Origin of the sequence: Acrocarpospora phusangensis, from assembly GCF_016862995.1 — a bacterium.
GTDB lineage: Bacteria > Actinomycetota > Actinomycetes > Streptosporangiales > Streptosporangiaceae > Acrocarpospora > Acrocarpospora phusangensis.
In genome coordinates this window covers 1-10,872 of the sequence record NZ_BOOA01000143.1, presented here as the reverse complement: position 1 = coordinate 10,872, position 10,872 = coordinate 1, and the positions used below count along the sequence as shown (strand labels likewise).

The 10,872-nt window shown below is 68.0% G+C and carries 12 protein-coding genes; 9 read left to right on the top strand and 3 right to left on the bottom strand.

Annotated features, from left to right (window positions below; all coding sequences use genetic code 11):
• Positions 1-574: 574 nt before the first annotated feature.
• From Aph01nite_RS39690 to Aph01nite_RS42385, 6 genes are all read left to right on the top strand, one after another.
• Positions 575-937: a YciI family protein gene (locus Aph01nite_RS39690; protein ID WP_204046247.1), complete on the top strand. Its 363-nt coding sequence runs from the start codon at positions 575-577 to the stop codon at positions 935-937.
• Positions 938-940: 3 nt separating this feature from the next.
• Positions 941-2,203: an RNA polymerase sigma factor gene (locus Aph01nite_RS39685; RefSeq protein WP_239162330.1), complete on the top strand. Its 1,263-nt coding sequence runs from the start codon at positions 941-943 to the stop codon at positions 2,201-2,203.
• A 203-nt stretch (positions 2,204-2,406) separates the two neighbouring features.
• Positions 2,407-2,829 (top strand): N-terminal phage integrase SAM-like domain-containing protein, encoded by a 423-nt coding sequence (locus Aph01nite_RS39680; protein WP_204046246.1) that lies wholly within the window; start codon positions 2,407-2,409, stop codon positions 2,827-2,829.
• A gap of 361 nt (positions 2,830-3,190) precedes the next feature.
• A complete protein-coding gene (locus tag Aph01nite_RS39675) occupies positions 3,191-3,517 on the top strand; it encodes a site-specific integrase (protein ID WP_204046245.1) in 327 nt (108 codons plus the stop codon).
• A gap of 888 nt (positions 3,518-4,405) precedes the next feature.
• A complete protein-coding gene (locus Aph01nite_RS39670; RefSeq protein ID WP_204046244.1) occupies positions 4,406-5,161 on the top strand; it encodes a hypothetical protein in 756 nt (251 codons plus the stop codon).
• Positions 5,162-5,553: 392 nt separating this feature from the next.
• Entirely contained in the window at positions 5,554-5,685 is a 132-nt protein-coding gene (locus tag Aph01nite_RS42385) for a hypothetical protein (protein ID WP_275419361.1), read from the top strand.
• A 128-nt stretch (positions 5,686-5,813) separates the two neighbouring features.
• Here the strand turns inward: Aph01nite_RS42385 and Aph01nite_RS39665 are convergent, their stop codons facing one another.
• A complete protein-coding gene (locus tag Aph01nite_RS39665) occupies positions 5,814-6,020 on the bottom strand; it encodes a hypothetical protein (protein WP_204046243.1) in 207 nt (68 codons plus the stop codon).
• Between the two features lie 196 nt (positions 6,021-6,216).
• A complete protein-coding gene (locus Aph01nite_RS39660) occupies positions 6,217-6,870 on the bottom strand; it encodes a TetR/AcrR family transcriptional regulator (RefSeq protein WP_204046242.1) in 654 nt (217 codons plus the stop codon).
• Positions 6,871-6,909: 39 nt separating this feature from the next.
• Between Aph01nite_RS39660 and Aph01nite_RS39655 the strand changes: the two genes are divergently transcribed.
• Complete coding sequence (locus Aph01nite_RS39655) at positions 6,910-7,680, top strand: hypothetical protein (protein WP_204046241.1); 771 nt, start codon at positions 6,910-6,912, stop codon at positions 7,678-7,680.
• An 8-nt stretch (positions 7,681-7,688) separates the two neighbouring features.
• Positions 7,689-7,982, top strand: coding sequence for an antibiotic biosynthesis monooxygenase family protein (locus tag Aph01nite_RS39650; RefSeq protein ID WP_204046240.1), 294 nt, complete (start codon positions 7,689-7,691; stop codon positions 7,980-7,982).
• Between the two features lie 411 nt (positions 7,983-8,393).
• Here Aph01nite_RS39650 and Aph01nite_RS39645 read toward each other — a convergent pair whose 3' ends face one another.
• Complete coding sequence (locus Aph01nite_RS39645; protein ID WP_204046239.1) at positions 8,394-10,178, bottom strand: DUF4132 domain-containing protein; 1,785 nt, start codon at positions 10,176-10,178, stop codon at positions 8,394-8,396.
• A gap of 323 nt (positions 10,179-10,501) precedes the next feature.
• On the opposite strand from Aph01nite_RS39645, the gene Aph01nite_RS42380 reads away from it, so the two are divergent.
• Positions 10,502-10,627: a hypothetical protein gene (locus Aph01nite_RS42380; protein WP_275419360.1), complete on the top strand. Its 126-nt coding sequence runs from the start codon at positions 10,502-10,504 to the stop codon at positions 10,625-10,627.
• Positions 10,628-10,872: the final 245 nt, after the last annotated feature.

Below are 10,872 nucleotides of genomic sequence, written 5' to 3'. Positions count from 1 at the left end.
TGCCGTGACCGTGGCTATCAGGAGTAAAAGGCGACGCCGGCGACGCACGGGCTTGGGCGTCCTAGCCTTGTCAGGTTGCAACGCAGCACCCTTCTCGGATGTACCTCTGGAACGGATGGAAAACGATCACCGTACACCTACTGATCGCGACACTCACGGCCCTCGCTAGATCTGGCACCGCACCCCGCTGGGTACAGCACGTCCGCTAACGCGTCGTTCAGCGATCTACCAGGGATCCAGCGCTCTGCGGGCCGCCTAGAAGTCCCTGCAAATTCGCGCGGGGTGGCGGAGCACGTGCATGGGACGCGGGGGACCGGCGCGACGGCCTCTGCGGTCATGTCACCGAGGCGATGCGCACGCGTCTGGGGGGTCTGTCGCCCCGGCCGGCAGAGTCTTCCGCGAGTGCTCGCCCTGCCCAACCCCGGACCTTCTCGCCGAGGCCCGCCTACACGCCTGCGCCCATGCCGGAGGAGAAGACTAGATTTTTCGAGCGTAGGTGTCGATCCGGGCGAGGCCCGTTCGTAGTCAGGTGACTGGGCGGGAACCGATCCGCCCCTGCGGGAGGAGTACCGCCATGCCGCACTACATGCTGTCCGTGCACAGTGTCGAGGGCCAGGCACGCGAGCCGATGAGTGAGGAGGAGATGCGGCACTCCCACGAGCGGCTCGGCGCCGTCGAGCAGGAGATGAAGGCCTCGGGGACGTGGGTCTTCTCCGGCCGCCTGCACGAGGCCGACACCGCCACCGTGGTGCGCACCGCCGGCGGCCGGATCGTGACCACCGACGGCCCCTTCACCGAGTCCAAGGATCACCTCGGCGGCTTCTACATCATCCGGGCCGATGATCTGGACGCCGCGCTTGCGCTGGCCGCGAAGGTCACTGCGGCCATCGACACCCCGATCGAGGTGCGCCCGTTCGCCGCCACATCCGGGGACTGAGCGTTGCACCTGGTCGGCCAGGAGGCGATCGGCCGGATCTTCCGCCAGGAGTACGGCCGGTCGCTGGCCATGCTGATCGGCGTCCTCGGCGACATCGACCTCGCCGAGGACGCGGTGCAGGAGGCATACGTCCTGGCGCTGGACAAGTGGCCGGCCGAGGGACTGCCGCCCAACCCCGGCGGGTGGATCACCACCACCGCCCGCAACCGGGCGATCGACCGGCTGCGCCGCCAGACGCGTGAGCGGCGCCTGCTGGGTGAGGCGGCGCTCCTGGCCGGCGAGGACGACCCGCCCGAGGAAGGAGGGGCCGTGTCCGGCAACCGACTGCCCGATGACCGGCTCAGGCTGATCTTCACGTGCTGCCATCCGGCGCTGGCGGCCGAGACGCAGGTCGCGCTCACCTTGCGGCTGCTCGGCGGCCTGTCCACCGACCAGGTGGCCCGTTGTTTCCTGGTAACCGAACCCGCCATGGCACAACGCCTGGTCCGCGCCAAACGCAAGATCAAGGCCGCGCGCATCCCGTACCGGATCCCCGCCGGCCACGAACTGCCCGACCGGCTGCCCCCGGTGCTGGCCGTCCTCTATCTCATCTACACCACCGGCCAGTCCGGTGGCGGGCAGCCGGGGCTGCGCACGCAAGCGATCCGGCTCGCCCGCCTCCTGGCCACGCTCATGCCCGACGAGCCCGAGGTGGTCGGCCTGCTGGCCCTGCTGCTGCTCATCGAGTCCCGCCACGCCGCCCGCACCGCTCCGGACGGCAGCCTGGTCCTGCTCGCCGAGCAGGACCGCGGCCGCTGGGACCGAGACCTGATCGAGGAGGGACACGCCATCGTCCGCCGCTGCCTGGCCCGGGACCATCCCGGCCCTTACCAGCTCCAGGCCGCCATCAACGCCGTGCACGCCGACGCCCTGGCCGCCGCCGACACCGACTGGGGCCAGATCACCGCCCTGTACGATCACCTGTACGCCTTGGTCCCCACCCCGGTCGTGGCGCTCAACCGGGCCATCGCCCTCGGCGAGACACGCGGCCCCGCCACCGCCCTGACCCTCATCGACCGGCTGGAAGCGGAGCTGGACCAGTACTACCCCTTCCACGCAGCCCGAGCCGACCTGCTCCGACGCCTGAACCGCCACGACCAGGCCACCGCCGCCTACCAGCGCGCCGCCGCCCTGGCACCCCCCGGCGCCGAGCGTGATTTCCTCCGCCGCCGCGGCCGCACTACCTCGAGCAGGCGGCCGCGTTCCGGCACCCGCCGCGGCTCATAGTTGACCTGGCTGGCGTCACCGGCATCGCCGATCATGGACTCACCTTGCTGGCCGAGACCAATGACCTGGTCGGTCGGCTCGCGGGCAGGTTTCTGCTTGCCGGTCTCGACCCCGGAGTCCATGGCCTGCCGGCTGATCCCCGCCTGGGGAGCGTCGATGACCCCTACCCACCCCATCCATCCGATTGATTGTGGAGGCAGTCCATGGCATGGGAGGGGAAACGCGGCCCCTGGTACCGGGTCCGCTACCGCGACGCCGACGGCGGCGTCCAGACCACCCCCGACAAATACCCCACCAAGACCGCCGCCGAAGCAGCCGCACGGGACCTCGAATCCCGGCAGCGGCACGGCTCCTTCATCAACCCGCAGGTCGGCCGCGTCCTGCTGGCCGACTGGGCGGCCGACTGGCGGCGGGTGCACCAGGTCAGTCCCAGCACCCGCGCCAAGTACGACCATCATCTCGACCAGCACATCTTGCCCGTCTTCGGGCAGGTCCGCCTCGATCAGATCCGGCGGATGGCCGTGAAGGAATGGGCCGCCGACCTGGGTGCCCGCTACGCCCCGGCCACCGTGTCCGGGATTCTCACCCTGCTGTCGGTGGTGATGAACGCCGCCGTGCAGGAGTAGCTGATCACGGTCAATCCGTGCCTGAACCTGAAGGTCAGCCGCCGCGGAGCAGGAGGCAACCCCCGCCATGGCCGGCCCATCCCGCAGGAGAAGCACATCCTGGCGCTGGCGCTGGCGCGGCGGGCCGGCCCGCTGGCCGGGCGCCGCGTGGAGATCATGGTGCTGACCGCGGCTTCACCGGCATGCGGTGGGGGGAGCTGGCGGGGCTGGCCCGGCACAACTGCCACACCGGCGAGAACATGATCCAGGTCCATGCCGAGATCGGCGCACTACACGAGGTGAAAGGGGAACTGTGGCTGGGCCCGCCCAAAAGCCCAGCGGCCGTCCGCCGGATCGACCTGCCGCCCTGCTGGAGGAGGCGATGGACGAGCACGATCGGCAACTGGTGTTCGCCGGGCCGGAGGGCGGGTGGCTACGCCGCTCCAACTTCACCCGCCGGATCTGGCGCCCCACCTGCGATGACGGCCCGACCATTCTGCCCGGCGGCGTCTTCCACGGACTACGGCACCTGCACAAATCGGTGCTCATGGAGGCCGAGATTCCCCGGGTGCTGCAGTTCGAACTGCTCGGACATGAACTGGGCGGTATTTACGGCGTCTACGGTCATGTCACCGAGGCGATGCGCACGCGTCTGGTGGATGAGCTGCAGCGCCGCTGGACCAGGCTAGGCAAGCGGGCCAAGCGATGAGATCGGCTGCGGATCGGCATCGGCCGTCGGCGAGTCGGGGGAGAAGGCCGTGGCCTGGGCCTGCTCCCGGAATGGGCCACCGGGAGCAGGAATGCTCCCGGTCTCGGGGTGACCTCTACCCGGCTGAACGCTACCGGGCGGAGGTAGGGGTCTGGATCTTGCGGGAGCAGTGTGCTGCCGTTTTGCTCCCGATTTCATGGTCGACGATCTTCGAAACAGAAAATCCCAGGCCAACGACCTGGGATTTCTTGGGTGGACGATACTGGGATGGAATCAGTGATCTCTTCCGTGTCAGTGTAGTTTCGATCATGGTCTGACCTGGAGTTTCTCTAGAAACCGCAGGTCGGGGCGGAACGTTGGGATCGGTTGACGTCCGTTCGGAGCGGTTCGGGAATGTCGTTTGCTCCCGCCGGGAGCGTGTGTGGGCGGGAGCAAACGGGAGCACGGCCGCGACATCTCGGCTGGGCTGGATTGCTAGACGCAAGTCGGCAGTAGGCGGTGGAGGGGGTTACCGCTTGGTGGCCCTCTAGCCCGGCTGTCGTTGGCAGTCCGTGGTCGACTCTGCCGTATGATCTGCAGCTGCTTGCCGGACGCCGGCCACGGATGGCAATGCGGGTCGGGGGCGCGGAACCGGATTGCAGGCCCCGGCCTCCGCTTTTGGTCGGCCGTATCGCGGTGGAGGGGTAACGCGAGCTTGGCGAGCAGGCCGAGAGTTTGCGAGCTTCGCAGTCGTCCGCGTGCATTGCGCGTTTGATCATTCGCAAAGTCCTGGAGCGGCTGCGATATCGTCTGCGACATCGCAGGTTCTTCGCAGCATGCGAGTCGACGTGGGCATTCCAGAAGAGGGGTGGCCGGAGATTTGCGAAACAGGTTGGGCGGTCGATTTGAGTGGAGGCTGGGTGGCATGCTCAAGGAGAAAATCTCCTGAAAGCCGTTCAGGAATGGATCGACCAGGAAAGCGTCCAGCGCTTGTGGGGATCGGTCGAGTCCAACCTGCACGTGACGGAGGCGGGATCGGGAGCGAAGTCTTTCACCTGGACTCTGGAGAGTGTCGGGTTCCTCGGGCAGGTCCTGTTCACGAGCGATGGCCATGCGGAGGTGGAGTTGGTAGAGCCCGAGAATGGCCGATCCCACGTCGAGCGGTACGAGGTCGGCGACGGGGACGGCCTCCACAGTGTGCTGGGCACCGTGCGGGACTGGGTCGTGCGTCCGGACGTCGGTCGCGGGATGACCTTGATGGACCTGGCACATGAGTGGTTGGCGAGTGCTTCCCTTGATGACGTCGACGATTATCGGCCTTTCATCAGGTCTGTCATGGTGAGATGGGTTCCGGAATTCGATCTTGTCATCAGGCGTGTAGAGGCTGCTAATAGGGAGTACGGATCCGGGTTTCCGGTTCCGTACTCCGAATACATGAGAATTATCGCTATCCAGTTCTTGAGCGCGCTCCGGGGGCGGGACATGGTGCGGGTCGAACAGTTCTCTGGACTTGTTCAGGAATTGTTGGACTCGAATCTCGAAGATGTCAGGGAATGGGTGGACGACAGCATTCTGGAAACGCTTGCCTTTTATAAGTCAGAGATATCGGACATGCTTCCCGAGCGGCTCAGGGCCGAGGTCGACATCGCGGCGCCCGGGCGCTGAGTGGCTCCGGCGCCTGACGCGGCAGCAGGCGAAAGGAGAATGTTATTAGCCCGCCGCTCCGGCACGAAATGGTCGATAAACACCAAACGGAGTCGGGGATGGCACCGCGAGGCATGGCGGTGCCATCCCGCCGCTGAGGTTCTGGCGCGGGCAGGAAAAGCGTCCGGCGTGGACGCCCGCTGTCGGTGTGCCCAAGACCGCTTATCGGGACGAGCGGCCTGCTGCCAGCAAGCATCTGGTGGAACCTCACGCAGGCCCAGATTCTGGCGCCTCGGACAGGGCTCGCCGCGCCACTCATCCCAGCAGGCCGGTTTGGAGCCAGTGCAGCGGCTGGTCGCGCTGCCGTGCGGGATCCGCGACAGCCGCCTGATCGCGTCGCTTCGCTCTTCCAGATGCTCGAAATCCGCAAAGCCCGCACCGCCGGCACTGCCGGTGCCGAGTATTCATCCGTCCAGCGCTTCCGGTTCGGGCGGGAATCCGACGGCAGCCCCGCCGCGCCATGGACGTGGGATGACCTGCAATGACTCGGTGAACACTGATACCCATGACGCCGGCCTGCGCCATATGTGCTTCGTCGACCTGGGTTCGGATTGCGAAAGATTGGCACAGAGGGCTGCCGCCCTGCTCGGCAGTTGGTCAGAGACGCGGGGTGCTAGCGGACAGTCCGGTAGCAGGTGTGTACGCCGTCCAGCCATTCCGCGTCGATCTCCCTGCCGGTCATCCGGCCGGCGACCAGCAGCAGTGAGGAGATGTTCACCGCGGTGTCCTCATCGATCCCGAAGGGTGCCCCGTCGAGATAGGCGTCCAGTGCATGCGGGTCGGAACCCTCCGCCCAGCCCCACTGGCTCAGCAAGGTCACGATCTCGCCGTCGGCGGCGTACGCGAACTCGTCTTGACCTGGACGGATGAATGGTTGTTCATGTCCAGTCCCGGCGGAGCCGGCGGATTCCCAGCGATCATCGCGGTTGGTTGCCCACAGGTTCTTGTACGCATGGCCCGGCGCGGCCGTTCCGTCCACTGGGCGGACGGGTCGCGCCGCTGCGCGACGCGGTGGGTTATCGGGAGAGCGGATACTCGGACTGCTCGGCGAGCAGTTCGCGGGTCAGCGCTTCGGTCCACCACCGCTCGATGCGGCTGGGTGACCAGCCACGTTCGGTGGTGAGGGTGGTGTAGACGTCGATGTTGGACAAGGCCGCGTAGACGTCGGCAGCAGACTGTATGTCCATGCCCCGCCGCAGCGTGCCTGCCGGCCACGAGGAGAAGACCTGGTGGCGGGCTCCGTCGGCTCGTCGGCGCGCATCGTGATAGGCCGCAGCCAGTTGGGGCTCGGTGCGGGCGGCCTCACGCATCAGCATGATGACGTCGCCGGCGCGTTCGAACAGCCTCCGGTCGAAGGCCGCCATCGCCGCCAGCTGCCGCGCGGGATCGGCCACCGCCGCTTCGAGTTCCGCGATCATCTGCGGCACATCGGCGGACAGGTCGGCCGCGTCGGCCAGTGCTAGCGCGAGCCCGGTCTTGTTCTGATACGCCGCGTAGACCGTCGGCACGGACACGCCGGCCTCGCTCGCCACGTCACGCATGGTCGTCGCCGCCCAGCCGTGGGAGACGAACAGCCGCCGGGCGGCGCGGGCGATCTCCGCACGTGTGTCCTGCGCCTGCGCGGTACGGCGCAGCGAGTCGTAGCGGCGACGACCGGGCTCTGCACTCATCACTTGTCCTCTTCGCTTAACGATGCCTATATTGAATATATGTCACGTAAATCAGAAGCAGATGCCAGCGGCATGGCCTTCACCCGGATCTGCGGGCTCGCCGCGATCGGCTTCGCCGTCCTCCTCCTGTCCAACGGCGCCATCCTGGCACCCGCCGGCATGCCTGTCGTCGGGGCCGAACCCGCCGAGGTCCGCGCGTTCTTCAGCGCGAAAGGTGGCATCGTCGAGCTCGCGTCGGTGTCCCTCCCCATGATCTGGGTCCTGCTGACGCTGTTCGGCGCGGGTGCGGTCGTCACGCTCCGGCGATCCGAACGCGACCGAGGCGAGGCGTGGTCCCTGGTCGGATTCGCCGGCCTGGTTCTACAGAACGCCACCTTTGCCGTGATCGCCGCGATACGGCTCGCCCTCGCCGCCACCACCACGCACGACCCCGGCACCGCCGTGCTGTGGGCCATGCACGATGCGTTGTTCACGCTCAACGGAACGTCCCTGGTCCTTGCCCTTGTCGGCCTGTCCATCGCCGGGCGACGCTGCGGCCTCATCCGCCCGTGGCACGCCAGGTTGGGACTGCTCGCAGCCGCACTCCTGGCCACCTCGGCCACCCTCACCCCCCTGGTGATCGACCACACCGGGCCCCTCGGCCTGATCGCGCTCACCGGATGGCTGATGTGGGTTGCCTGGATCGCCACCTACGGCCTCGTACTGATCCGCCGACCACCGGCCGGCAACCGCCACCTCCCTGCAGGGGACGTGCGCGAAGGACACGCGGCGGCGGAAGTGTCCGCCACACCACACGAAGGAGCCAGATAGTGCAGCCCGTGACATGGATCAACATCTTCGCCGTGCCCGCCGACCGGGCGGAGGAGTTCTCCGCCATCTGGCACGACCTCTTCGCCCCACACTTCAGCGCGAAGCCGGGCTTCGTGAGTTATCGGATGCACCGGGCCACCTCACCCGATACGCGTTTCCGCTTCGTCAACGTCACACTGTGGGAGTCGGCCGAGCACATCGCGGCGGCCCACGACGAGCGATTCCGCGAGCTCGTGTCCCGTCCGGAGCTGGACGGGATCACCGCACATCCTGGAATCTACGAGATCATTTCGGAAGGTTGAGCGTCAGACCTGGACGCCCTCACCAGCCACACCGGCCTCGCCAGCGGCGTCCCGGCCCGATCCGGCCCACCCGGATACCGGCCAGCACCTGGACCAGCCGGATGCAGTCGTTGATGTTGCCCGCAGTGACCAGGATGGACAGCGGGCGGCCGTGTCCGTCGCAGGCGAGACGAACCTTGGTCGTCAGTCCGCCATGGGATCGTCCGATGGTGTGATCCGCCGGGCCGGCACCCGGCCGACGCCCCCTTTCGGGCTCCGGCCGCGTGCTGGTGGGCTCGGACGATGGTGGAGTCGACCGCCACCAGCCAGTCGATGTCCCCAGCCGCGTCCGCTCTGGCCTGAGCTGCCGACAACATCGCGGTGAACGTGCCGTCCAGCGCCCACCTGCGGAAGCCGGTGTGAAAACACGGCCTAGTGCCAATATCCGTCGTAGTGGTCGACCAGGTGCTGGGCGTCTGGGCCGGCCGAGGCGGCGGCGACCGTGAGGTCGGCCTCTCGGAGGATCTCCGACCGCACCAGCGGCGGCACCGATGCCGCCGGCACCTCCTGACCGCCGCGGTGGAAGGTCATCGGGTTGGTCGCGCACAGCGCGTCCAGGTCCCAGCCCTCGTCGGACATGCCCTCGACGACGCGCAGGAGCCAGCGGGCCTGCCAGCCCGCAAGGTCGCGCACTACCTCGCCCTGCCCCTCGTGACAGTCGTGCTCCCAGTAGCCGATCGACACGCCGGTCCAGCCGTGCCGGATCAGCTCAGTCCGGGCCCGGTCGTAGCGCACGACGTGACCGGCGACGCGGTCCGGCTCTTCCGAGTACACCTCGCGGAGGACTTGTTCGAACGGCTGCGCCAGACCCATCTCGCGCCACGCCCTCACCTCCTCAGCGCTTGCGTCGGCCGGGTGCCACAAGGCGACCGGGCCCTCGGGGCGGTGCCCGGCCAGTTCCCAGCCGTCGGCGGTTCTCACTGGCAGGCCTGAGGGGCCACCGGGGATCCGCCACACCAAGGCGCGGACGTCGGGGCCGGTGACGGGGTGGTCGAGGAGGTGATCGCCGACCTCACGCCAGGTCCATTCGCGCTGGTGGATGAGCGCCTGTTCCAGACGGTAGCGCGCGGCCGTGCGCGCCTGCTCGACCTGGCTGGGCGTGGCGTCAGCGGCGGGCAGAGTGCGGTCGAGGAACTGGTCGCGGGTCAGTGCGGCCGCGTCGGCGAGCGCATCGAGCACGCGAGTGACATTCTCCTGTACGGACGCCGCCCGCACCCGCGCCTGAATGAGCGCCAGTGGGGTGACTGTCTCGGGTCCGCCCCGGCGGGCCAGCACGCCGACGGCCGCGTCGGCGACGGCCTCGCTGCGGCAGGTGGAGCCGGGGCCATCGTGGCCGGTGCCGCAGGTGACGGCGGAGTCGGCGAGCAGCGACGGGACCCAGGGTTCGTCAATGACCTCGCCGGTCCAGATCAGGCCGCGCGCGACTGAGACGGTCCGGCCCTTCAGGAAGCGGTCCTCGCTCCAGCTGATGTCGGCGTGGTGGCAGAGGAACGGGCCGCCCCGGTAGGCGGCCAGGCGGGTGACCAGCTCGTGGACCAAGGCGATGGCCTCGGGGGTGAGCAGGTCGCGGACGACCGGCAACCAGCCGTCGCCTGGGGCCGGTGTGTTGGCGGTGGCCCAGTGGCGCAGCAGCGGCAGCATTCCGGCCAGGCGGGCGCCGTACTCCTCGGCCAGCATCGTGGCGAAGGGGTCGGCCTCCCCGATCACGTTCCTGACCGCACCAGCTGGGCCCTCCTCGGTGAGCAGGCTCTCCAGGAGCGGCTGGAGCTCTCCGAGGTCCGTCAGGTGGCCGAACAGGTCGCGGCGCTGTTGCGGATGGAGCAGATGGGCGGCCGACAGCGGGATCCGATAGAGCTCCTCGTGGCGGGTGTGGCCCTGGCGGGCCCAGTAGCCGGCGCGTTCGGCCAGGTTCCAGGCGTCGTCGGGCGTCCAGCCGACGGCGCGCCCGGCCACGCTGCGGACCAGGCGCAGGACGCGCTCGTCGTAGTCGTGGCCGCCCTGCGGGCCGAGCCAGAGCTTGGTGTGGGCGTAGGTGCCGTAGAGGCGCCAGTCGGTGCCGGTGCCGGGGTCGAGGCCCTGCTCGGTGAGGGCGTCGAAGCGCCGGTAGGCCTCCCTGGTGGCCGGTTCGAGATGATCCCAATTGCCCGCGAACGTCACCCAGTGATCGTAGTCGTACGATGCCCGAATAAAGATCGTCGTTCTGGACGACGACCAGCGGGTTGCCCGAGACCTGGATGTCCCCGCTCAGCGAACCTGGCACCGGCTCACTGAAGTCGGCACGGCGGCTCAGTAGATATGGAACCGGCTCAGCAAACGCGGCACGCGGCCACGCTCCCGTCGCCTGGTGCCAGATTCACTGAGCCGATCAACCCGAACCGGCTCGGTGGGAGTTATACGCGCTTAGGTCAGACCCCTTCGGCTGTGCCACTCCCTGTGAGTCAGGCATCCGCAACCGGAAGAGGCCGCAGCCGACAATGCAGGTGAGAGGTCATGAACTGGGCGGCATGGACGGCGTCTACGGTCATGTCACCGAGGCGATGCGCAGCCGGCTGGTGGATGAGCTGCAACGCCGCTGGACCAGACTGGGCAAGCGGGGGACGCTATGAGCCCGGCTGTGCGTCCGTGCCCGGAAACGGGCCGAGGGAGACGGGCCTGGCCTGGGCTCACTCCCGGAATGGGCCACCGGGAGCAGGAATGCTCCCGGTCTCGGGGTGAGCTCTAGCCGGTTGAGCGCTACCGGGCGGAGGTAGGGGTCTTGATCTTGCGGGAGCAGTGTGCTCCCGTTTTGCTCCCGATTCCATCGTCAACGATCTTCGAAACAGAAAATCCCAGGTCAATGACCTGGGATTTC

Bases quoted from the DNA above. Each gene is read 5' to 3' on its own strand.
- Aph01nite_RS39660 (WP_204046242.1), bottom strand. From the start codon at position 6,870: ATGAGTGCAGAGCCCGGTCGTCGCCGCTACGACTCGCTGCGCCGTACC.
- Aph01nite_RS39655 (WP_204046241.1), top strand. From the start codon at position 6,910: ATGTCACGTAAATCAGAAGCAGATGCCAGCGGCATGGCCTTCACCCGG.
- Aph01nite_RS42385 (WP_275419361.1), top strand. From the start codon at position 5,554: ATGCTCGAAATCCGCAAAGCCCGCACCGCCGGCACTGCCGGTGCCGAG.
- Aph01nite_RS39690 (WP_204046247.1), top strand. From the start codon at position 575: ATGCCGCACTACATGCTGTCCGTGCACAGTGTCGAGGGCCAGGCACGC.
- Aph01nite_RS39675 (WP_204046245.1), top strand. From the start codon at position 3,191: ATGGACGAGCACGATCGGCAACTGGTGTTCGCCGGGCCGGAGGGCGGG.
- Aph01nite_RS39680 (WP_204046246.1), top strand. From the start codon at position 2,407: ATGGCATGGGAGGGGAAACGCGGCCCCTGGTACCGGGTCCGCTACCGC.